This is a genomic window from Rhodocyclus purpureus, assembly GCF_016653115.1.
Taxonomy (GTDB): Bacteria; Pseudomonadota; Gammaproteobacteria; order Burkholderiales; family Rhodocyclaceae; genus Rhodocyclus; species Rhodocyclus purpureus.
This window is the reverse complement of record NZ_NHRX01000048.1, coordinates 28992-52569: the sequence shown is the minus strand read 5'-3', so window position 1 is coordinate 52569 and position 23578 is coordinate 28992. Positions and strand designations below refer to the sequence as shown.

Below are 23578 nucleotides of genomic sequence, written 5' to 3'. Positions count from 1 at the left end.
GCAATGACGGCAGTGGGAGGCGTGGGCAGAGAGGTGCCGAGACCGTCATCGTCATCGCGAGCCCGAAGGGCGTGGCGATCCAGTGTGTAGGTCTCGCATCATGAAAAGCGCCAAGACGGAAGAACGAACTGGATTGCCACGGCGCTGCGCGCCTCGCAATGACGGCAGTGGGAGGCGTGGGCAGAGAGGTGCCGAGACCGTCATCGTCATCGCGAGCCCGAAGGGCGTGGCGATCCAGTGCGTAGGGCTCGCATCATGAAAAGCGCCAAGACGGAAGAACGAACTGGATTGCCACGGCGCTGCGCGCCTCGCAATGACGGCAGTGGGAGGCGTGGGCAGAGAGGTGCCGAGACCGTCATCGTCATCGCGAGCCCGAAGGGCGTGGCGATCCAGTGTGTAGGTCTCGCATCATGAAAAGCGCCAAGACGGAAGAACGAACTGGATTGCCACGGCGCTGCGCGCCTCGCAATGACGGCAGTGCCAGGCGTGCGCGGAGAGGTGCCGAGACCGTCATCGTCATCGCGAGCCCGAAGGGCGTGGCGATCCAGTGCGTAGGGCTCGCATCATGAAAAGCGCCAAGACGGAAGAACGAACTGGATTGCCACGGCGCTGCGCGCCTCGCAATGACGGCAGTGCCAGGCATGCATGGAGAGGGGCTGAGACCGTAACCGTCGCGAGCCCGCAGCGCGTGGCGATCCAGACAGCACGTCATCGCGAGCCCGCAGGGCGTGGCGATCCAGTGCGTAGGGCTCGCATCATGAAAAGCGCCAAGACGGAAGAACGAACTGGATTGCCACGGCGCTGCGCGCCTCGCAATGACGGCAGTGCCAGGCGTGCATGGAGAGGTGCCGAGACCGTCATCGTCATCGCGAGCCCGAAGGGCGTGGCAATCCAGTGTGTAGGTCTCGCATAATGAAAAGCGCCAAGACGGAAGAACGAACTGGATTGCCACGGCGCTACGCGCCTCGCAATGACGGCAGTGCCAGGCGTGCATGGAGAGGGGCTGAGACCGTAACCGTCGCGAGCCCGCAGCGCGTGGCGATCCAGACAGCACGTCATCGCGAGCCCGCAGGGCGTGGCGATCCAGCGCGTAGGTCTCGCATCGTGCAGGGCGCCAAGACGGAAGAACGAACTGGATTGCCACGGCGCTGCGCGCCTCGCAATGACGGCAGTGGGAGGCGTGGGCAGAGAGGTGCCGAGACCGTCATCGTCATCGCGAGCCCGAAGGGCGTGGCGATCCAGTGCGTAGGGCTCGCATCATGAAAAGCGCCAAGACGGAAGAACGAACTGGATTGCCACGGCGCTGCGCGCCTCGCAATGACGGCAGTGCGAGGCGTGCGCGGAGAGGTGCCGAGACCGTCATCGTCATCGCGAGCCCGCAGGGCGTGGCGATCCAGTGTGTAGGGCTCGCAGCCGCTGCCGGATCGATGGCGCACGTCTATGCTGAACCCGTATCATGACAATCCCGACGTTAATACAGGGTCCCGGCATGCGCTCATTTCTCGACAGGATCACCGCACGCAACTCGATGCCGCTGACTTTCCTGCGTGCCTTCCTCCCGCTGTCGGCCCTGGTGCTGGCGGGGATCGCGTGGGTTGGCCAGAGCGAAATCGAAAAGGAGACGACGCGACTGCAGAGCCGCGAGGCGCTGTACGCAAGCCTCGGCGCTGGGGTGCTGACCGGCAAGATCGAGAACGTCGCCCGCGACCTCGTCTACCTGGTCGATAGCGTCGGCACGCGCCGGGCCCTGGACGATCCGCAGCCGGCGTACCTCGCGCATCTGGCCGAGATTTTCGTGGCTTTCTCGCGCAGCAAGGGCATCTACGCTCAGTTGCGCTGGATCGACGAAACCGGGATGGAGGTCGTGCGCGTCGACAACGTGGGCGGTGCGCCGGTCGTCGTGCCTCGGGCAGAGCTCCAGGACAAGGGCAAGCGCTATTTCTTCACCGACACGATGAAGCTCGCTCCCGGTGAAATATTCGTTTCGCCGCTCGACCTCAACATCGAACACGACAAGGTCGCGGAACCCTACAAGCCGATGGTGCGTGTGGCGACGCCGGTGACGGATCGCCAGGGAAGGAAGCGCGGTATCGTCATCATCAACTACGCCGCGCGCGACATGCTTGACGAATTTGCACGGGCGACGGCGGAAGTGGGCGGTCACGTGATGCTGGTGAACCGCGATGGCTACTGGCTGAAGAGCCCGCAGGCGGAGGACGAATGGGGGTTCATGTTCAAGCGCCCCGAGCTGACGCTGGCTGTCCGCTCGCCCGAAGCCTGGCAGCGCATGCGCAGCGAGGACAGCGGTCAGGTCCGCGTCGCCGACGGCTTGTGGACCTGGCAGACCGTTCATCCGCTCATTGTCGGCCAGAAATCCAGTGCGGGCGCGGCAGAGCCCTTCATGCCGAGCCGCGGCGCGGTCGAAACGCGCGAGTACGTCTGGAAGTCCGTCGCCCATCTGCCCGCGGCAAGGCTCGACGCTCTCGCGCTTGAGGTCTGGTCGCGTCTCGGGATCATCGCAGCCCTGCTGTTCGCGGTGCTGGCTTCGGTCAGCTGGAAGCTGGCGCGGGCCTGGGTCGATCGGGCGACGGCCGAGACGAATCTGGCGGGCAGTGAGGCACGCCTGCGCGCCATCATCGAGACCGGGCCTGAGTGCATCGTGTTGCTCGACGAACGGGGTCATCTGATCGAGATGAACCCGGCCGCGCTGGCGCTGATCGAGGCGGACTCGCTGGCGCAGCGGGCCGGCCAACCGGTGATCGACATCGTTGCACCGCCTTACCGGGAAGAGTTCGCCGCCCATGTCGCGCGCGTGGTTGCCGGCGAGGCGGCCAAACTGGAGTTCGAAATCATCGGACTCAAGGGTAGCCGTCGCCGGGTCGAGTCGCAGAGCGTCCCCTTGCGCACCGACGGACGCAGCTTGCTGCTGGCCATCGGCCGCGACATCACCGGCCAACGCGCCGCCGAGCGCCTCGTGCAGACCAACATCAACCGCCTGCGCCTGGCGACGGAAGCAGCCGACATCGGCATCTGGACCTGGACCTTCGCCGACGACCGCCTCGAATGGGACGAGCGGCTCTACGCCTGGTACGACATGCCGGCTGACGTGCGCGAGCGCGGCATCAGCTACGCCGACTGGCGCGCCCGGGTCCATCCCGATGATCGCGCCCGGGCCGAGGCGCGCCTGGCGCAGGCACGCCAGGAAGACGCTCCGGGAGGATTCGTCTTCCGTGTCGTCCATCGCGACGGCAGCATCCATACGCTGGACACGGCCTGGTTGATCGAGCACGACGAGGACGATACGCCCTTGCGCATGGTCGGCATCAACCGCGACCTCACCCAGCAGCGCGCCGTCGAGCGCCTCGTTCAGTCGAACATCGACCGCCTGCGCCTGGCAACCGAAGCGGCAGACATCGGCATCTGGACCTGGACCTTTGCCGACGACCGCCTCGAATGGGATGAGCGCCTCTACGCCTGGCACGACATCCCGGCGGCGCTGCGCGAGCGCGGCATCAGCTACGACGACTGGCGCGACCGGGTTCATCCCGATGACCGCGCCCGGGCCGAGGCGAGCCTTGCGCAGGCGCGCCGTGAGAACGCTCCGGGAGAGTTTGTCTTCCGCGTCGTCCATCGCGACGGCAGCATCCATACGCTGTACGGGGCCTGGCTGATCGAGCACGACGAGGACGGTACGCCCTTGCGGATGATCGGCATCAACCGCGACATCACCGCGGAACGGGCCTTTGCCGAAGAGCTGGCGGCGGCGAAGCAGGCCGCCGAGGCTGCCAACACCGCGAAGAGCCGCTTCCTGTCGACGATGAGCCATGAAATTCGCACGCCCCTCAACGCCATCGTCGGCACGGCTTATCTCCTCGCTTCGAGCCGCCTCGATGCCACCCAGAAGCGGGACGTGGACACCATACAGATCGCCAGCAAGCACCTCATGGCGCTGATCGACGACATTCTCGACCTGTCGAAGATCGAGGCGGGAGAACTGCCGATCGAGGCGCACACTTTCAACCTGCGCGAAGTCCTCGCGGAACTGCACAGCCTGTTCGGCAGCATCGCTCGGAGCAAGGGCCTCGCGCTCGACTTCCCGGACAGCGACCAGCTAACCTTCCCCTGGCTGCATGGCGATGGCCACCGTCTGCGGCAGATGCTGACGAACCTCCTCAGCAACGCAATCAAATTCACCGCACAGGGCCGGGTCGCTCTCGCCGTCGAGACGATCGAAACGGATCCGGTGAAGAACGAGGTGCGGCTGCGTTTCACGGTCAGCGACAGCGGCATCGGCATGAGCGCCGACACCCTGGAACATCTGTTCCAGCCTTTCCATCAAGGCGACGACTCGATCAGCCGCCGCTTTGGCGGCACCGGGCTTGGCCTCTCCATCGTCAAGCATCTGGCAACGCTGATGAACGGCAGCGTGGGCGTGAGCAGCGAGCCAGGCAAGGGCTCACGCCTCTGGATCGAGCTGCCGTTCGGGATCGCCGAAGCCATCCCCACCGAACCCTTGCCGCATGCTGCGTCCGCGGCGGAGGCCGGTCAGAGGCTGTCCGGCCTCCGCGTTCTGGTCGTCGATGACAGCCAGGTCAATCTCGACGTCATCCAGCGCATCCTGCAGCGGGAAGGGGCGATCGCCTTCACCTGCGACTCCGGCGAAAAGGCCATCGACAGCCTGCAAAACGCAGGCGATGCGATCGATGTGGTCCTGATGGATCTGCGCATGCCCGACATGGATGGCATCGAGACGACTGCACGCATCCGGAGCCAACTCGGGATGACGACGCTGCCCATCATCGCCCTGACGGCGGGCGCCACAGCCTCGAAAAAGGAGCAGGCGACGGCTGCCGGGATGAACGACTTCCTGAGCAAACCCGTCGAGCCTGGCCTGCTCGTAAACGTCCTGCGTCGGCATGTCGGGGATTTCCGTGCCCGGACGGGCGCTGCGCCCGTGGTCGCATCTCTTGCCCCGGCCCCCGCCCTTCCCCGGACACAGCCGACGGACTGGCCACAGGTCGAGGGTATCGATGCCGAAGCCGCGCGGCAGCTGCTCAGCAACGATGTCGAGTTCTTCAAGAGCCTGCTCGGCAAGTTCGTCGCGGCAAACGCCACGGTGATCGAGCAGACCCGGTCCCTGATCGCGGCGGGCGCCTGGACCGACGCGGCCCGGATGGCGCACAAGCTGCGTGGCCAGGCTGCCAACCTGGGCGCGAAGATATTACAATGTCACGCAGGTGCGCTCGAAGAGGCGCTCATGGCAGAGAAGCCCGACCCGGCCATCCTGTCGACGCGCTTCGCTGCCTTCGCCGGCGCCGCCGAGGCGCTGTTCGCGGCAGCCAGGCAGGTTTCCGACCATTGATCACAAGAGAAAACAACATGTCCTCAATCATCCTGGCCGACGACGACGAACTTTTCCGGGCGATCATGAAGCGGCACCTCACCCGGATGGGCTTCGACGTCATCGAGGAAACCTCCGGCAAGCATGTCCTGGCACACATCAGGGAGCATCACCCGGTCGCCTGCCTGATCGACCTCGTGATGGACGAAAAGGAAGGCATGGAGACGATCAGCGAAATTCAGGCGCTGCCGAACAAGCCCAAGGTCATTGCGGTGTCCTCGAATCCGCTCTATCTGGAGTTTGCACAGACGCTCGGTGCCGATGCCATAGTCACCAAGCCGGTGGCCGAGGAGTCGCTTCGAGCCACGCTGAAACAGCTGGGTGTCGTGACCAGTTGAGCGCCGGAGCTGGCGAGCCGGCTTCGGTGTCATCAACCCGGCCCGCGAACATCGCTCTTCCGTTTGCCCTGGGCTTGTCTGTTCTGGCCAAGCAACACGATCACGGCGAGCAGTCGGTTGCCAGTGGCGCAAGGCCCGACGATCAGGACCGGCACCTTCTCGCCGAGATAGCGGCCGGTGGCCAGGTAGTGGATCAGGGCACGAGTAAGATTCGGCAGGCGCGCGAAGTCTAAGATGTCTCGACCCTAAGCGAGAGTTGAGACCACGAAAAGCAGACTAGGCCGCCATTCGATACGGCATTCCCTCAGTCCAAGTTTGGTGAATATAGCCATTGTTGAGCAACAGGTTTGTTATCGTCTGCTCGCTGACATCGAACTTGGCGGCAGCTTCTTCGATGGCGTATGAAGAGAAATCACCGCCCAAAAAGGACGTCAATGAATCGATGGGGCAAAGAAACTCTGCGGCGAAAGCGCGCTGATACTTTTGGCGGAAAGTCGATAGATCGGTTGATGCAAGCCAACGCGCTTCGTGAGTCGAGGGGCGGAGGTACTCGCCCAAGAAACGTGCCAGTTCGAAGCGCCGCCCGACAGGGTTGCGCCTGCGCGGAACGAACTTCAATTGGTGATCATTCAGCGGTATCGCCACCGCAACTGGTGACCGTCCTGCTGGCACCGACCAATTGGCCGCGGCTTCACTGCTCATGCCAAGCAGGTCATGCAGACTGCGGTCGGGAACTGGGTCGCTGACATTGCCCATCTTGTGACGAAGCGCACGAGCGTCGTGAATCGCGCGCTCCCAAGGTGCCCCATGGTCCAAGTGATCGATACTATCAGGCGAGATATCAGGGTTGCCAACAATTCCGCCGGCACTAGCCAGTTGACCAATGAGCGCCAAATCCGGGCTGGCTCCCGACGCTGCGATTGCCGGCGCCAGCTCTGACAGTGCAGCGTCTCCGACCTGGCTCCCCCACACCAGTGCCGCGTCCAGTGCTTGCTCCGGGCACTCCTCCGGATCGAATCCCAGTTCGGCCTCCAGCTTCCTCCGGCGGAGCGCCTCAGGATGCGCTGAATCTTCCTGCACGAGGGCCCACAGCTGCGCCAAATTCGACCCGGCGAGCCCCTTGGCATCCAGGCGGGCCAGCACGCTGTGTATGAAGCGCTCGACGCTCTGCTGAAATCCAGACAACGTGATCATTCTCGGCACTTCGAGCGCTTGCAGGTACTGCACCGACTGCTCAGGCGTCATCGATGCCCCGGCCCAAACGTTAATCGCCTCACCATCCGGGATGAAGACGACGCGCGGCCACACGAAGCCGTGATTGGCTGCACCGAGTTCATGAACCATACGCCAGTCATGGCCAGGCTGCTGAGTTGGCAGGGGCTCGTGATTTAGGCGCCACCACGAACTCGCAAACCACATGGCCAGCGGGTAGGCAGAGACGAAGACGTTGTCACGCACGGTCTCCGCCCAGATGTCTTGGTTCCGAGTCAGGCTGATATTGTCGACATACATGTCGACCCAGGCTGCTGTGGCCATGACTTCCGGCTCCCCGGATGTTGATGCCATCCACTTCGCGTTGATGCGCAGCTCAGCCATTGAGGCCCCCCCAACGACGAATGACTTCCAGCGACAGCGGATCAGTTTCAGGCATGGGATACCCGTGATAGGTCCCCAAATCGGGATTTTCAAGCTGCGCTTCCATGGCAAAGCCGTCGTCAGTGACCGCCCATACGTTCTTCGGCCAATCGCCAACCCTCCGGTCGCTCACAAAGCCCTTGCGCAGTCCCGTGCGAAGTAACTTTTCAGCTTCGTTACGCTTGAAAATCTTGGCGACATCGCACAGCGACTTCCCCTGTCTTGGATCGGAAGGTGGCACGAGCCCGAAATCTCCAGGGTTCTTCTTATGCTCCGGGTTGCCGCCATAGCGAGCGCGACTGGCCAACGCTTGGAGTTCGTCCACGCGAACTTCCGCCTCAACTGGCGAGAGTAGTTTGCGTTTGGGATTGAACTGGGCGTAGCGACGCTTCATCGTGTTCAGGGCAGGCAATTACCACTCTTGAGTTTACCAGCTAATTCAGTGGTACTGGCCGAATTGGGTCGACAACCAGGACGATAGCATGAAGATCAAGCCAAGGCCGAGGACATGAACGTTAGCTTGTCTGTTCTTCCGTTCGCACTGAGTTCATCGAAAGGCGTTTCCGGCACAGGGCTTAGACAAGCTCGGCCCGCCGATTTTTCCGCCTCACCCAAGCGTCGTGTCCAGCACCATCATCAGCGCGAAGCCCGCCATCAGGCCGAGCGTGGCCGGGGTCTGGTGGCCGTTGCGGTGGGTTTCGGGGATGACCTCGTGCGAGACGACGAAGATCATCGCGCCGGCAGCGAGGCCGAGCCCGACCGGATAGGCCACGGCGAAGCCGTTGGCGAGTCCGACGCCGAGCAGCGAGCCCAGCGGTTCGAGCAGGCCGCTGGCGGCGGCGACCAGGACCGCCAAGGGAGCGCCGAATCCGGCCGCGCGCATCGTCAGCGCCACGGCGAGCCCTTCCGGGATGTCCTGCAGCGCGATCGCGGTGGTCAGCGGCAGGCCGACGGCCATGTCGCCCTGGGCGAAGGAGACGCCGATCGCCATCCCTTCGGGCAGGTTGTGCAGGGCGATGGCGAACACGAACAGCCAGACGCGTCCGCAGCGCTCGTAGCCGGGCCCGCAAGGTCCGGTCTTGTCGTGCTCGTGCGGCGTGAAGGCGTCGAGGCCCAGCATCAGCAGGACGCCGAGCGCCATGCCGGCGACCACCACGCCGGCGGCAAGGGGCTTGGAGGCGAGGATGGTCTCGCCCGCTTCCAGCCCCGGCAGCAGCAGCGAGAAGGCGCTGGCGGCGAGCATCATGCCGGCCGCCAGTCCGAGCAGGCTGTCCTCGATACGCTGCGGCAGGCTGCGCAAGACCAGCGCCGGCAAGGCGCCGAGCGCCGTCGTCGCGAAGCCGGCCGCGCCGCCGATCATGGCCAGGCGTACGCCGCCCGTCGCTTCGCCGGCGAGCACCTGGGCGATGCTCTGGGCGAGCAAGACGATCACGGCGAGAAGGCCGACGGCCAGGCCGCCCGCCGCCCAGCCGTGCTGGCGGGCATGGGCGAGCGCGCTGTCGAGCCAGCGCGGTGCGGGTTGAGGCGAAGCGGTGGCGAGCGGCGAGTTCATCGTCAGGATCCGTGCAACGAGGCGATGTTTACATCGTAACGGGCGCGCTGCCATTGATCAAATCGAATGAACTGAAACCATTGATAGCGATGCGCTATGGGGCGATGGCCCTCACAAGTCGGGGGTGTCGGTACGCTGCGCTAACGATCATGGCTAGTCTTGCCACCCCTGAGCATGAAACGCAGCCATTCGCTTCAATGCCGTCATTGCGAGGCGCGTAGCGCCGTGGCAATCCAGTTCGTTCTTTTGTCTCCTTGCCCCTGCCCCACCTTCAGGGCGGAACCGATGCGAGACCTACGCACTGGATCGCCACGCCCTGCGGGCTCGCGATGACGTTTACGGTCTCGCCCCCTCTCCATGCACTGTCGTGATTGCGAGGCGCGTAGCGCCGTGGCAATCCAGTTCGTTCTTCTGTCTCCTTGCCCCTGCCCCGCCTTCAGGGCGGAACCGATGCGAGACCTACGCACTGGATCGCCACGCCCTGCGGGCTCGCGATGACGTTTACGGTCTCGCCCCCTCTCCATGCACTGTCGTCATTGCGAGGCGCGTAGCGCCGTGGCAATCCAGTTCGTCCTTCTGTCTCCTTGCCCCTGCCCCGCCTTCAGGGCGGAACCGATGCGAGACCTACGCACTGGATCGCCACGCACTGCGGGCTCGCGATGACGTTTACGGTCTCGCCCCCTCTCCATGCACTGTCGTCATTGCGAGGCGCGTAGCGCCGTGGCAATCCAGTTCGTTCTTTTGGCTACTCGCCCTTGCCTGCAATCCACGCGCGGCCAGATGTAAGACTACGCACTGGATCGCCACGCCCTGCGGGCTCGCGATGACGTTTACGGTCTCGGCCCCTCTCCATGCACTGTCGTCATTGCGAGGCGCGTAGCGCCGTGGCAATCCAGTTCGTTCTTTTGTCTCCTTGCCCCTGCCCCGCCTTCAGGGCGGAACCGATGCGAGACCTACGCACTGGATCGCCACGCCCTGCGGGCTCGCGATGACGTTTACGGTCTCGGCCCCTCTCCATGCACTTTCGTCATTGCGAGGCGCGTAGCGCCGTGGCAATCCAGTTCGTTCTTTTGGCTACTCGCCCTTGCCTGCAATCCACGCGCGGCCAGATGTAAGACTACGCACTGGATCGCCACGCCCTGCGGGCTCGCGATGACGTTTACGGTCTCGGCCCCTCTCCATGCACTGTCGTCATTGCGAGGCGCGTAGCGCCGTGGCAATCCAGTTCGTTCTTCTGTCTCCTTGCCCCTGCCCCGCCTTCAGGACGGAACCGATGCGAGACCTACGCACTGGATCGCCACGCTCTGCGGGCTCGCGATGACGTTTGCGGTCTCGGCCCCTCTCCATGCACTTTCGTCATTGCGAGGCGCGTAGCGCCGTGGCAATCCAGTTCGTTCTTCTGTCTCCTTGCCCCTGCCCCGCCTTCAGGGCGGAACCGATGCGAGACCTACGCACTGGATCGCCACGCACTGCGGGCTCGCGATGACGTTTACAGTCTCGGCCCCTCTCCATGCACTGTCGTCATTGCGAGGCGCGTAGCGCCGTGGCAATCCAGTTCGTTCTTTTGTCTCCTCGCCCTTGCCTGCCATACACGCGCGGTCCGATGTAAGACTACGCCCTGGATCGCCACGCCCTGCGGGCTCGCGATGACGCGCTGTCTCGATCGCCACCCCCTGCGGGCTCGCGATGACGGGCTGCCGCTCCCAGGCAGCAGCTCAATCCCTTAGCGGTTTCACCTTACCCCGACTTACGCGCAACGCGACCGGCGGCGCCCGCCGGCTCCCGATCAGGGCGGTTCCGGGGGATAATTCGGCCTCTCCCGCGTAGCCCCCTAGCCCGATGACGGAAATTTCGCCTGCCCACGCCTCCCCCGAAGCCGCTCCCGCCGTTCCCGAAGAAAAACTGGCGAAGCACACGCCGATGATGCAGCAGTACCTGCGGCTGAAGGCGCAGCATCCCGAGACCCTGCTGCTCTACCGCATGGGCGACTTCTACGAGCTCTTCTACGAGGACGCCGAGAAGGCGGCGCGGCTGCTCGACATCACGCTGACCGCGCGCGGGCAGTCGGCCGGCAAGCCGATCCCGATGGCTGGGGTACCCTACCACGCGCTCGAAGGCTACCTGGCGCGGCTTGTGAAGCTCGGCGAGTCGGCGGCGATCTGCGAGCAGATCGGCGACCCGGCGACGAGCAAGGGGCCGGTAGAGCGTGCGGTGACGCGCGTGGTGACGCCGGGGACGCTGACCGACGCGGCCTTGCTCGACGAGAAGCGCGACACGCTGCTGCTCGCGCTCGCCGTCGACAAGAAGCTCGCCGGGATCGCCTGGCTCAATCTCGCCAGCGGCGACTTCCGCGTGAGCGAGGTGGCCGTAGACCAGCTGCCGGCGACGCTCGAACGCATCCGCCCGGCCGAGATCGTGCTGCCCGAGGAACTCGCGGCGCCGCAGGTCGAGGGTGCGGCGCTGACGCGGCGGCCGAAGTTCCATTTCGACGTGGCCAGCGCCCGGCGCGAGCTGTGCGCGCACTTCGGCACCTCCTCGCTCGCCGGGTTCGGCGCCGACGGGCTGAAGCCGGCGATCGCCGCCGCCGGGGCGCTGCTGCGTTACGCGCAGGCGACGCAGGCGCGCGCGTTGCCGCACCTTCGCGCGCTGGTGGTCGATGCCGACGACACCTGGCTCGGGCTCGACGCGTCGTCGCGGCGCAACCTCGAAATCACCGAGACGCTGCGCGGCCAGCCGGCGCCGACCCTGTATTCGCTGCTCGACGTCTGCGTCAGCGCGATGGGCTCGCGCTGCCTGCGCCATGCGCTGCACCATCCGTGGCGCTCGCCCGCGATTCCGGCGGCACGGCAGGCGGCCGTCGCCGCGCTGCTCGGCGACGCGGGGGCGCCGTCGCGCCAGCTCGGCGTGCTCCGCAAGACGCTCGCCGGGATCGGCGACATCGAGCGCATCACGGGCCGCGTCGCGCTCCATTCGGCGCGGCCGCGCGACCTGTCCAGCCTGCGCGACAGCCTGGCACGCCTGCCGGCGCTGCAGGAACCGCTGGCCGAGCTCCTGGCCAGCGAGCCGGCGCCGCTGCTCGCGCAGATCCACGCCGACCTCGCCGTCCCGGAGGCTACGCTCGATCTCCTGACGCGCGCGATCCGTCCGGAACCGGCGACGCTCTTGCGCGAGGGCGGTGTCATCGCCACCGGCTTCGACGCCGAGCTCGACGAGCTGCGTGCGATCAACGAGGACTGCGGCGCCTTCCTGCTCGCGCTCGAGGCGCGCGAGCGCGAGCGCACCGGCATCGCGACGCTGAAGGTCGAGTACAACCGCGTGCATGGCTTCTATATCGAGCTGTCGAAGGCCAACGCCGAGCGGGCGCCCGACGATTACCGCCGGCGGCAGACGATGAAGAACGCCGAGCGCTACATCACCCCCGAGCTGAAGGCCTTCGAGGACAAGGCGCTGTCGGCGCAGGAACGCGCGCTGGCGCGCGAGAAGCTCCTCTTCGACCAGGTCCTGCAGGACCTGCAGCCGGCCCTGCCCGAGCTCTCGCGCATCGCCCGCGCGGTCGCAGAGCTCGACATGCTCGGTGCCTTCGCCGAGGTCGCGCACGCGCGCGGCTACTGCCGGCCGGAGTTCCGCGATGAGCCGGGTCTCCTGATCGAGGGCGGCCGCCATCCGGTGGTCGAGAGCCAGCTTGCCGACGGCCAGCCGTTCATCGCCAACGACCTCAGGCTCGAGGAGGCGCGCCGGCTGCTGCTCGTCACCGGCCCGAACATGGGCGGCAAGTCGACCTACATGCGCCAGAACGCGCTGATCGCGCTGCTCGCGCACGTCGGCAGCTTCGTCCCGGCGACGCGCGCGGTGTTGGGGCCACTCGACCGCATCTTCACGCGCATCGGTGCTTCCGACGACCTCGCGTCCGGCCGCTCGACCTTCATGGTCGAGATGACCGAGGCGGCGAACATCCTGCACCACGCCACCGAGCGGAGCCTCGTGCTGATGGACGAGATCGGCCGCGGCACCTCGACCTTCGACGGCATGGCGCTGGCCTACGCGATCTGCCGCCGGCTGATCGAGAAGAACCGCTGTCTCACGCTCTTTGCCACCCACTACTTCGAGCTGACGCTCTTGGCCAACGAGTACCGCGAACTCGCCAACGTGCATCTCGACGCGGTCGAGCACGGCGAGGGCATCGTCTTCCTGCACGCGGTCGAGGAAGGTCCGGCCAACCAGAGTTACGGGATCCAGGTCGCCGCGCTCGCCGGCATCCCGGCGCCGGTGCTGCGCGCCGCCCGGCGGCAGCTGCGCGAGTTCGAGGAACGCGCGGCGATCAATCCGCTGCAGCCGGACCTGTTCGCGGGCGGCGGGCGCTACTTGGAGGAACGCGACGAGGAACGCGAGGAGGAACGCAAAAACGAGCCCGCCGAGGCAGCGCCGGTCACGGTAGCGCCGGCTGCCCCTCACCCCGCGCTGCTGCAGTTGGCGGCGACCAACCCCGACGCGCTGACGCCGCGCCAGGCGCTCGACGCACTCTACGCGCTGAAGGGGCTCCTCGACGCCGGGCAGGGCTGATGCTAAATTCGGGGGTCAGCGCCATCTACAAGGCCCCCCCGTGCAGACCTTCTCAACCCGGCCGTTGCATGCTGTTCTTCCGCTCTCCCTGAGCTTGTCGAAGGGCGTTGCCGGCGCGGGGCTGCGGCAGGGCTTCGACAGGCTCAGCCCCGAGCGGAGTGAGGTGCAGCATGGGGTCGGGTCGATGGCCATGCGCGGCCTGCAGATCGTCTCAGCCGCCCTGCTCCTCGCAGGCATGGTGATGGTCGGCCAGGCGCAGGCGGCGGGCGAGATCGTCGTCGGCCAGGTCGCCCCCTTCAGCGGGCTGCTCGCGCCGACCGGCCAGCAACTGCGTGCCGGCGCGCAACTCTACTTCGACGCGGTCAATGCCGCGGGCGGCGTCCATGGCGCACGCATCAAGCTGGTGACGCGCGACGATGGCTACCGCAGCGAGGATACCGTCGCGCAGGCGCGGCAGCTGTTGCGCGACGTGCGTCCGCTGGCGTTGTTCGGGACCGTCGGCTCGCGCAACGTACTCGCACTGATCGACGACAAGGTACTTGAGCAGGCGGAAGTGCCCCTGGTCGGACCGGTCAGCAGCGCGCCCTCGGTGGTCGTGCGCAATCACCCCTGGGTGTTCATGACGCGGGCGAGTTACGCGGCGGAGGTGCAGAAGATCGTCGCGCACTACGCGAGCACGGGCACGCGCAGGTTCGCGATCTTCTACCAGGACGACGCCTTCGGCCACGACCTCTTGCCGCTGGCAGAAGCAGCGATCACCAAGGCCGGCGGCAGCGTCGTCGCACGCGCCGGCTACGAGCGCAACACGACGCAGGTGGACGCAGCGGTGAAGACGATCGCGGCGGCAGCGCCGCAACTGGTGCTCATGATCTCGGTCACTGCCGCCACCGCCGAATTCCTGCGCCAGTCGCGCGCCGCCGGCAACACGGCACAGTACGCGACACTCTCGGTAGACGACGCCGAGCAGATCGTCAGGCTGATCGGCGCCGAGGCCGCGGGCGGACTGGTGCTGACACAGGTGGTCCCCTCGCCGGCAAGCCAGACGCTGCCGCTGACCAAGGAAATCCGCACGAACTTCGACCGCTTCGCGGCGAAAGGCCTGCCCCTCAACCAGACGCTGGTCGAGGGCTACCTCGGCGCCAAGGTGCTGGTCGAGGCGCTACGCCGCTGTGGACCGCAACCGACCGGCAGGAGACTGCGCGATGCGCTGAATTCGCTGCACGACTGGGATGCGGGCGGGGTCACCATCGACTTCTCGCCGACGCGACACCTCGGCGCCAACTACGTCGACATCACGATCATCAGTCGGCAGGGCAAGCTGCTGCACTGAAGCGCCCGCATTCGCTTCAATGCCGTCATTGCGAGGCGCGCAGCGCCGTGGCAATCCAGTTCGTTCTTCCGTCTCCTCGCCCTGCACGATGCGAGACCTACGCGCTGGATCGCCACGCCCTGCGGGCTCGCGATGACGTGCTGTCTGGATCGCCACGCGCCGCGGGCTCGCGATGACGGGCTGTCTGGATCACCACGCCCTGCGGGCTCGCGACGGTTACGGTCTCAGCCCCTCTCCATGCACGCCCGGCACTGCCGTCATTGCGAGGCGCGTAGCGCCGTGGCAATCCAGTTCGTTCTTCCGTCTCCTCGCCCTGCACGATGCGAGACCTTCACACTGGATCGCCACGCCCTGCGGGCTCGCGATGACGTGCTGTCTGGATCGCCACGCGCTGCGGGCTCGCGACGGTTACGGTCTCAGCCCCTCTCCATGCACGCCTGGCACTGCCGTCATTGCGAGGCGCGCAGCGCCGTGGCAATCCAGTTCGTTCTTCCGTCTCCTCGCCCTTCACGATGCGAGACCTACGCGCTGGATCGCCACGCCCTGCGGGCTCGCGATGACGTGCTGTCTGGATCGCCACGCGCTGCGGGCTCGCGACGGTTACGGTCTCAGCCCCTCTCCATGCACGCCTGGCACTGCCGTCATTGCGAGGCGCGTAGCGCCGTGGCAATCCAGTTCGTTCTTCCGTCTCCTCGCCCTGCACGATGCGAGACCTACACACTGGATCGCCACGCGCTGCGGGCTCGCGATGACGGGCTGCTGATCGCGACGGATTCCACAACAACCTGGGTGCGTCAGTCTTCCTCGTCTTCGTCGAGCAGGCCGCCGTGTTCGATCTCGGCGGCGCTCGCCGGACGGACTGCGGTGACGGTGCAGGTGAACACCAGCGCCATGCCGGCGAGCGGGTGGTTGCCGTCGAGGACCACTTTGTCGTCGGCGATCTCGGTCACGCGGAAGATCTGGTAATCGTCATCGTCGGAGCCCTCGGGGGCGCCCTCGAACTGCATGCCGACCTGGAGTTCCTTGGGGAAGGAAGCGCGCGGCTCGACCTGGATGAGGTCGGCGTCGTACTCGCCGAACGCGTCGGCGGGCTGCATCTTCACCGACACCGACTCGCCGACCTTCTTGCCGTGGAGGGCTTCCTCGATCATCGGGAAGACGTCGTCGTAGCCGCCGTGCAGGTAGACGATCGGCTCTTCACCGGCATCGACCAGCACGCCATCGGGATCGGTGACGTTGTAGTCGAGCGTGACGACCGTATTTTTTTCCACTGTGTTCATGAATCCGCTTCCTTAGGGCAGCTTCCGGCGCGAACTGCCCGTGAGGATCAGGCAGGGCGACGCCGGGTTGGTCGATGACGAGTGCCGACGCTGGCGACGGTGCATGCGCTCCGCCTTGCTCGCCTTTACCCGGCAATGGCGCGGGCTTCAGGATTTTAACCAAGCCCGCCGGTACCCGCCAGAGCGAACGGAAATTCTCGTGGCCAGGCGCCTTGCCCGAACGAATGCTCCTGTGCTTAACTCTGTTCCTTGTCAGCCCACGCCTGGAGGAATCTCATGTCTGTAAAATCCCAGCGGCTGGTCGCCGCGCTGTGCAGCGCGCTGTTCGGTGTCCTCCTGGCGACGCCGGTGCTCGCCGCGGAGGAACCGCCGCGGATCGATCTCTCGGCCGAGGCGAGCCGACCGGCGAGCAACGATCTGGTGCGTGCGGTCGTCTATGCCGAAGCCGACGGCAGTTCGCCGTCCGCGCTCGCCGGGCAGATCAACGCGCAGATCGGCGAAGGCCTGCGCCTGGCCAAGTCCTGGGCGTCGGTGCGCGTGCAGACCGGCAACGTCGTCACGCAGCCGATCCGCGGTCGCAGCGGGCGCATCGAATCGTGGCGGATGCGCCAGGAACTGCGGCTCGAATCGCGCGACACCGGCGCCATGGCCGAACTGCTCGGGAAGCTGCAGGGATCGCTGGCGGTGGCTGCGCTCAACTTCGAGCCCTCGCCCGAGGCGCGCCGGCAGAGCGAGGATGCCGCGATCCTCGACGCGCTCGCTGCCTTCCGCGCGCGCGCCGGACTGATCGCCGATGCGCTCGGCAGGAACTGGAAGATCAGGCAGCTGAACGTCAGTACCGGCAGCCGGCCGATCCACCTGCCGATGCTGCGTGCAGCCGGCATGCTTGCCACCGACGCCGCGCCGATGCCGCTCGAAGCGGGACAGACGGAAATCAACGTCAGCGTGAACGGCCAGATAGAGCTGGGCGAGGCTGCGGAGTCGGGGAAGTAGCCGTCACTCTCAATTGCTGGCTCCAGCTTCCTGCTCGTTGGGAATCTGCACGAAGACTTCGTTCGGCTTGATCAGCCCCAGCTCGAAGCGCGCGCGCTCCTCGATCGCTTCGAGGCCCTGCTTGAGGTCGCGCATCTCGGCGTAGAGGCCACTGTTGCGGATCGCCAGCCGCTCGTTGGTCGCCTTCTGCTCATCGAGCTGGCGCGCGACATCCCACACGCGCAACCAGCCGCCCTTGCCGATCCACAGGGGGTATTGCAAGAGTACGATCAGCACCAGCAGGACGAGGGATAGCCAGCGCATTCATGTCTTCCGCAGGGTCAACGACAAGGCCGGCGGCGCCGGCGGGAACCTAGCCCGCCACCGCCGCCGGCCGTGCCGGGGTCAACGCAGGTTGTAGAACGCTTCGCGACCGGGGTAGCCAGCGGTATCGCCGAGGTCTTCCTCGATGCGCAGCAGCTGGTTGTACTTGGCGATGCGGTCGGAGCGCGACAGCGAGCCGGTCTTGATCTGCAGCGCGTTCATGCCGACGGCGATGTCGGCGATGGTGCTGTCCTCGGTCTCGCCCGAACGGTGCGAGATGACCGCGGTGTAGCCGGCGCGCTTGGCCATCTCGATCGCGGCGAAGGTCTCGGTCAGGGTGCCGATCTGGTTGATCTTGATCAGAATCGAGTTGGCGATGCCCTTCTGGATGCCTTCCTTCAGGATCTTGGTGTTGGTGACGAAGAGGTCGTCGCCGACGATCTGCACCTTCTTGCCGAGACGCTCGGTCAAGAGCTTCCAGCCGTCCCAGTCGCCTTCGGCCATGCCGTCCTCGATCGAAACGATCGGGAAGCGATCGACCAGGGTCGCCAGGTAGTCGACCAGCTGCTCGGAGCTGAGCTGCAGGTTCTCGCCGGCGAGGTGGTACTTGCCGTCTTTGTAGAACTCGGAAGCGGCGCAGTCGAGGCCGATCAGGACGTCGGTGCCGGCCTTGTAACCGGCGATCTCGATCGCTTCGAGGATCAGTTCGACCGCTTCGGCGTGGCTGCCGAGGTTCGGCGCGAAGCCGCCTTCGTCGCCGACGGCGGTCGAGTGGCCCTTCTTGTCGAGCAGCTTCTTCAGCGCGTGGAAGACTTCGGCGCCGGTGCGCAGGGCTTCACGGAAGGACGGGGCGCCGACCGGCAGGATCATGAATTCCTGGAAGTCGAGGCTGTTGTTGGCGTGCTCGCCGCCGTTGATGATGTTCATCATCGGCACCGGCATCTGCATCGAGCCCGAACCACCGAAGTAGCGGTAGAGCGGCAGGCCGGATTCTTCGGCGGCCGCCTTGGCGACGGCCATCGACACGGCGAGCATCGCGTTGGCACCGAGGCGCGACTTGTTGTCGGTGCCGTCGAGGTCGATCAGGGTCTTGTCGATGAACGCCTGTTCCTGTGCGTCGAGGCCGATGATCGCTTCGGAGATCTCGGTGTTGACGTTCTCGACCGCCTGCAGGACACCCTTGCCGAGGTAGCGGCCCTTGTCGCCGTCGCGCAGTTCGATCGCTTCGCGCGAGCCGGTCGAGGCGCCGGACGGAACCGCGGCACGACCCATCACGCCCGATTCGAGCAGGACGTCACATTCGACGGTGGGATTGCCGCGCGAATCGAGAACCTCGCGGGCGACGACATCGACAATAGAACTCATGAAAGAACCCTTTCCCTATGAAAAAATTTTTATCACGACGGCATCATGGCGCAGACGTGGCCTTCAGCGCAACTCTTCGAAGCCCGCCGCCTTGACTGCGCGGTCTACCGCGACCAGCGTCGTCAGGAGGCTCTCGATGCGCGAGAGCGGCCAGCTGTTCGGACCGTCGGAGAAGGCCTCTGCGGGACGCGGGTGCGTCTCCATGAACAGCCCGGCGATGCCGACGGCGACCGCGGCACGCGCCAGCACCGGGACGAACTCGCGCTGGCCACCGGAGACGTTGCCCTGCCCACCAGGCAACTGCACCGAGTGGGTCGCGTCGAAGACGACCGGACAGCCGGTCTCGCGCATGATCGCGAGGCTGCGCATGTCGGACACCAGATTGTTGTAGCCGAAGGAAGCACCGCGCTCGCAGACCATCAGCGTGTCGGCGCCGCCGTTGGCCTCGCGTGCCTTGGCGACGACGTTCTTCATGTCGCCGGGCGCGAGGAACTGGCCCTTCTTGATATTGACCGGCTTGCCGCTGGCGGCGACCGCGTGGATGAAATCGGTCTGCCGGCAGAGGAAGGCCGGCGTCTGCAGGACATCGACGACGCTGGCTACGGCGGCGACGTCGGCGATCTCATGCACGTCGGTGAGGATCGGCACGCCGACCTGGCGACGGACTTCGTCGAGCAGCTTGAGGCCGGCTTCGAGCCCCGGACCGCGCGGCGAGACGCCCGAGCTGCGGTTGGCCTTGTCGTACGAGGCCTTGAAGATGTAGGGGATGCCCAGCCGCGCGCACACTTCCTTCATGTGCCCGGCGACCTCGACGCACAGTTCGAGCGACTCGCCGGTGCAGGGACCGGCGATCAGGAAGAACGGACGGTCGAGGCCGACCTCGAAGCCGCACAGCTTCATGCGTGCTCCCGGCGCTGCAGGGCGGCCTGCACGAAGGAGGTGAACAGCGGGTGACCGGTGCGCGGCGACGAGGTGAATTCAGGATGGAACTGGCAGCCGACGAACCACGGATGCGCGAGCGGGCCTTCCTTCGGCAGCTCGACCATCTCGCACAGGTCGGTTCCCGGCGCGCGGCCGGCGACGACGAGGCCCTGCTCCTCGAGCTTGGCGAGCAGCGTGTTGTTGACCTCGTAGCGATGGCGGTGACGCTCGACGATGTCGTCCTTGCCGTAGATCTCGCGCGCGAGCGAGCCCGGACGCAGGTGGCAGAGCTGGCCGCCGAGGCGCATGGTGCCACCGAGGTCGGAGCTCTCGTCACGCTTCTCGATGCGACCCGAGGCGTCCTGCCATTCGGTGATCAGACCGATCACCGGATACGGCGTGTCGCGGTCGAATTCGGTGCTGTGCGCGGCCGCCATGCCGGCGACGTGGCGGGCGAACTCGACGACGGCGAGCTGCATGCCGAGACAGATGCCGAGGTAAGGCGTGCCGCTTTCGCGCGCGTAGCGGATCGCGGCGATCTTGCCTTCGGTGCCGCGCTTGCCGAAGCCACCGGGGACGAGCACGGCGTCCATCGATTTCAGCGCATCGACGCCGTTCTTCTCGATGTCCTCGGAGTCGATGTAGACGATCTCGACGCGGCTCCTGGTCTTGATGCCGGCGTGCTTGATCGCCTCGGTCAGCGACTTGTACGACTCGGTGAGGTCGACGTACTTGCCGACGAAGGCGATCTTCACCTCGTGCTGCGGGTGTTCGAGGGCGTCGACGATGTTCTTCCAGACGCTGAGGTCGGCCGCGCGCGCGAGGATCTTGAGCTTGTGGCAGACGATCTCGTCGAGCATCTGGTCGTGCAGCATCGCCGGCACCTGGTAGATCGAGTCGGCGTCGAGCACCTCGATCACCGACTCGCGGCGCAGGTTGCAGAAGAGCGCGATCTTGCCCTTCTCGTCTTCCGGGATATGCCGGTCGGCGCGACAGAGCAGGATGTCGGGCTGGATGCCGATCTCGCGCAACTCCTTGACCGAATGCTGCGTCGGCTTGGTCTTCAGCTCGCCGGCCGTCGGGATGTACGGCAGGAGCGTGAGATGGATGAAGCAGGAGTTGTTGTCGCCCTCGTCGAGCCCCATCTGGCGGATCGCTTCGAGGAAGGGCAGCGATTCGATGTCGCCGACGGTGCCGCCGACTTCGACGATCGCGACGTCGGCGCCATCGGCACCGCGGCGGATGTGCGCCTTGATCTCGTCGGTGATGTGCGGGATCACCTGCACCGTCTTGCCGAGATACTCGCCGCGGCGTTCCTTGCGGATCACCGTGTCGTAAATCTGGCCAGTGGTGAAGTTGTTCGACTTCTTCATCTTGGCGCTGGTGAAGCGCTCGTAATGACCGAGGTCGAGGTCGGTCTCGGCGCCGTCTTCGGTGACGAAGACTTCGCCATGCTGGAACGGGCTCATCGTTCCAGGATCGACGTTGATGTAGGGATCGAGCTTGAGGTGCGTGAGGCGCAGACCGCGGGATTCGAGTATCGCGCCCAGCGAGGCGGCGGCGATGCCTTTGCCGAGGGAGGACACCACACCGCCGGTGACGAAGACGTATTTGGTCATGGAGAGACTGGCTGCGGGAAAGTCAGATGATAGCCGAAAAGGGGAAGACGCTCCAAGCCGGGCCGACAGCCACCGGCGTCCCGATCACGAATGCATTCCTGCCACTTCGCGCTCGAGCGCGCGCGCGTCGACGTCGAACTTGCGGATGCCTTCGGCAAGTTTCTCGACCGCCATCGCGTCGCCGTTGTGCTGCCAGAGGAAATCGGGCTGGCTCAGCGGCTGGCGCGGATCGGCAGCGGCGACGTCGTCGGGCGAGAGGCAGCGCGCGATTTCGCCGGGCGCGGCGGCAAGCTGGTCGAGCAGTTCGGGGCTGATCGTCAGCAGGTCGCAGCCGGCCAGGCGTTCGATCTGCTCGACCTTGCGGAAGCTCGCGCCCATGATCTCGGTCGCGTAGCCGTGGCGCTTGTAGTAGCGGTAGATGCGCGTCACCGAGGCAACACCCGGATCCTCGTCGGCGGCGATGTCGGCGACGCCGCGGTCCTTGCAGTACCAGTCGTAGATGCGGCCGACGAAGGGCGAGATCAGCGTGACGCCGGCGTCGGCGCAGGCGACGGCCTGGGCGAAGGAGAAGAGCAAGGTCAGGTTGCAGTGCACGCCCTCGCGCTCCAGCCGCTCGGCGGCGCGGATCCCTTCCCAGGTACTGGCGATCTTGATCAGCACGCGCTCGCGACCGATGCCGGCGGCGGCGTAGCGCTCGGAGAGCCGCAGCGCGCGGCGCACCGTCTCCTCGGTGTCGAAGCTGGCGCGCGGATCGACCTCGGTCGACACGCGGCCGGGGACGAGCTTCAGGATCTCGCAGCCGATGTCGACGGCCAGTTGCTCGATCGCCAGCGCCCCTGCCTCGCCGCGAGCCGCCGAGCGCGCGAGCGAGGCGCGCACCAGCTCGCGCGTCTGCGCATCGCGCGCGGCCTTCAGCAGCAAGGATGGATTGGTCGTCGCGTCCTGCGGGCGCAGGCGGGCGATCGAGGCGAGGTCACCGGTGTCGGCGACGATCGTGGAAAAGTTCTTCAGCGAGGCGAGGTGGTTGCTCATCGTGCTCCCTTGTGGTCATTGATCCCGGCGCGCCGCCCACGGCATCACCGGCACTGTCGAAATGCTGTTGGCCGGCGCCCCCTCGATCAGCTTGCGGCTGATCGCCAGATAGACGAGCGTGTTGTGCGGCTCGTCCCACATGCGGATGACGCGCGTCTCCTTGAACAGGATCGAGGTGTCCTCGGCGAACACCGTCTCCTCGCGTGGCAGCTTCGCCGGCAGCGTGATCGGCCCGGTCTGGCGACAGGAGAGCGAGAACTGGGACGGGTCCTGCGCCAGCCCGAGCGAGCCGCTGACGCCGCCGGCGCGCGCCTGGCTGACGTGGCAGGTGACTCCCGGTACCTTCGGGTCGGCAAACGCCTCGACGCAGATCTTGTGATTGGCGCCGATCAGCTTCCACGCGGTGGTGACGCAGCCGATCGTCTCGGCCGCGGCAGGCAGCGCCACGCCGAGGAGCGCGAGCGCGAGGACAAGGGGTCGGGTCGACATGGCGAAAACACCGGCTGATGGATCCGCTGATCATGCCAGCCCCCCCTGCCGATTACAAGGACCTCCCCTCGCCGGCTTCCTCGTGGGTGACGCCGTCGCGGATATGGTAGATGCGCTTGAAGGTCGGGATGATCTTTTCGTCGTGGGTGACGACGATGACGGCCGTCTCGAAACGCCGCGCCATGTCGTTGAGGATGCGGATCACCGACAGCGCGCGCACCGAGTCGAGCGGCGCGGTCGGTTCGTCGGCGAGGATCACCGGCGGCCGGTTGACCAGCCCGCGGGCGATGGCGACGCGCTGCTGTTCTCCGCCCGAGAGCTGCGCTGGCATCGCGCTGGCGCGATGCTGCACGTCGAGTGCGGCGAGCAGTTCGCGGGCGCGCGTGCGTGCCGCGTCGTTGGGGACGCCGGCCAGCATCGGCAGCAGCGCCACGTTGTCGGTGACGTCGAGGAACGAGATCAGGTACGGCGCCTGGAAGACGAAGCCGATCTTGTCGCGGCGCAGCGCGCGCAGGTCGCGCACCTTCCAGCCGTTGTCGAAGACGAGTTCGTCGCCGAGCAGCATGCGCCCGGCGGTCGGGTCGATCACCGCGCCCAGGCACTTGAGCAGGGTGCTCTTGCCTGAACCCGACGGTCCGATCAGGCCGACCACTTCGCCCGGATCGACGTGCATGTTGACGTCCTTCAAGGCGAGCACGGCGGTCTCGCCCTTGCCGTAGCGCTTGGACAGCCCTTCGATCCGGATCCCCTGCCCGGCCAT

16 protein-coding genes are annotated in these 23578 nt (G+C 66.1%); 5 read left to right on the top strand and 11 right to left on the bottom strand.

What is annotated here, in order from left to right:
• Positions 1-1489 precede the first annotated feature (1489 nt).
• The gene (locus CCR84_RS09925) at positions 1490-5362 is read left to right on the top strand and encodes a PAS domain-containing protein (protein ID WP_201211794.1); all 3873 of its coding nucleotides are present in this window, start codon (positions 1490-1492) and stop codon (positions 5360-5362) included.
• Positions 5363-5379: 17 nt separating this feature from the next.
• Positions 5380-5739 carry a response regulator gene (locus tag CCR84_RS09920; RefSeq protein WP_201211793.1) on the top strand — a complete coding sequence of 120 codons (360 nt, stop codon included), beginning with the start codon at positions 5380-5382 and terminating at the stop codon, positions 5737-5739.
• A 276-nt stretch (positions 5740-6015) separates the two neighbouring features.
• Here the strand turns inward: CCR84_RS09920 and CCR84_RS09910 are convergent, their stop codons facing one another.
• The 3 genes from CCR84_RS09910 to CCR84_RS09900 all read right to left on the bottom strand — a co-directional run bounded on the left by CCR84_RS09910 (position 6016) and on the right by CCR84_RS09900 (position 8926).
• Positions 6016-7335: an ImmA/IrrE family metallo-endopeptidase gene (locus tag CCR84_RS09910; RefSeq protein WP_201211791.1), complete on the bottom strand. Its 1320-nt coding sequence runs from the start codon at positions 7333-7335 to the stop codon at positions 6016-6018.
• Positions 7328-7786 carry a hypothetical protein gene (locus CCR84_RS09905; RefSeq protein WP_242508652.1) on the bottom strand — a complete coding sequence of 153 codons (459 nt, stop codon included), beginning with the start codon at positions 7784-7786 and terminating at the stop codon, positions 7328-7330. Before CCR84_RS09905 ends, CCR84_RS09910 begins: the two co-directional genes overlap by 8 nt.
• A gap of 195 nt (positions 7787-7981) precedes the next feature.
• Positions 7982-8926: a ZIP family metal transporter gene (locus tag CCR84_RS09900; RefSeq protein WP_201211789.1), complete on the bottom strand. Its 945-nt coding sequence runs from the start codon at positions 8924-8926 to the stop codon at positions 7982-7984.
• 1839 nt (positions 8927-10765) lie between these two features.
• Between CCR84_RS09900 and mutS the strand changes: the two genes are divergently transcribed.
• Positions 10766-13486, top strand: a complete 2721-nt coding sequence (mutS, locus tag CCR84_RS09895) for a DNA mismatch repair protein MutS (RefSeq protein ID WP_420825391.1) — start codon at positions 10766-10768, stop codon at positions 13484-13486.
• Positions 13487-13580: 94 nt separating this feature from the next.
• Positions 13581-14816 carry an ABC transporter substrate-binding protein gene (locus CCR84_RS09890; protein ID WP_207186264.1) on the top strand — a complete coding sequence of 412 codons (1236 nt, stop codon included), beginning with the start codon at positions 13581-13583 and terminating at the stop codon, positions 14814-14816.
• A gap of 794 nt (positions 14817-15610) precedes the next feature.
• On the opposite strand, the gene CCR84_RS09885 is transcribed toward CCR84_RS09890, so the two are convergent.
• The gene (locus CCR84_RS09885) at positions 15611-16096 is read right to left on the bottom strand and encodes an FKBP-type peptidyl-prolyl cis-trans isomerase (RefSeq protein ID WP_201211786.1); all 486 of its coding nucleotides are present in this window, start codon (positions 16094-16096) and stop codon (positions 15611-15613) included.
• A gap of 276 nt (positions 16097-16372) precedes the next feature.
• Between CCR84_RS09885 and CCR84_RS09880 the strand changes: the two genes are divergently transcribed.
• The gene (locus tag CCR84_RS09880) at positions 16373-17089 is read left to right on the top strand and encodes an SIMPL domain-containing protein (protein ID WP_201211785.1); all 717 of its coding nucleotides are present in this window, start codon (positions 16373-16375) and stop codon (positions 17087-17089) included.
• 9 nt (positions 17090-17098) lie between these two features.
• Here CCR84_RS09880 and ftsB read toward each other — a convergent pair whose 3' ends face one another.
• From ftsB to CCR84_RS09845, 7 genes are all read right to left on the bottom strand, one after another.
• Entirely contained in the window at positions 17099-17392 is a 294-nt protein-coding gene (gene ftsB, locus CCR84_RS09875; RefSeq protein ID WP_201211784.1) for a cell division protein FtsB, read from the bottom strand.
• A gap of 81 nt (positions 17393-17473) precedes the next feature.
• Positions 17474-18757 carry a phosphopyruvate hydratase gene (gene eno, locus CCR84_RS09870; protein WP_201211783.1) on the bottom strand — a complete coding sequence of 428 codons (1284 nt, stop codon included), beginning with the start codon at positions 18755-18757 and terminating at the stop codon, positions 17474-17476.
• A 63-nt stretch (positions 18758-18820) separates the two neighbouring features.
• Positions 18821-19657: a 3-deoxy-8-phosphooctulonate synthase gene (kdsA, locus tag CCR84_RS09865; RefSeq protein WP_201211782.1), complete on the bottom strand. Its 837-nt coding sequence runs from the start codon at positions 19655-19657 to the stop codon at positions 18821-18823.
• The gene (locus tag CCR84_RS09860) at positions 19654-21297 is read right to left on the bottom strand and encodes a CTP synthase (protein WP_201211781.1); all 1644 of its coding nucleotides are present in this window, start codon (positions 21295-21297) and stop codon (positions 19654-19656) included. Before CCR84_RS09860 ends, kdsA begins: the two co-directional genes overlap by 4 nt.
• Before the next feature lie 84 nt (positions 21298-21381).
• Positions 21382-22329, bottom strand: coding sequence for a transaldolase (tal, locus tag CCR84_RS09855; protein ID WP_201211780.1), 948 nt, complete (start codon positions 22327-22329; stop codon positions 21382-21384).
• 15 nt (positions 22330-22344) lie between these two features.
• Positions 22345-22818 carry a CreA family protein gene (locus CCR84_RS09850; protein WP_201211778.1) on the bottom strand — a complete coding sequence of 158 codons (474 nt, stop codon included), beginning with the start codon at positions 22816-22818 and terminating at the stop codon, positions 22345-22347.
• A gap of 52 nt (positions 22819-22870) precedes the next feature.
• The gene (locus tag CCR84_RS09845) at positions 22871-23578 is read right to left on the bottom strand and encodes an ABC transporter ATP-binding protein (protein ID WP_201211776.1); all 708 of its coding nucleotides are present in this window, start codon (positions 23576-23578) and stop codon (positions 22871-22873) included.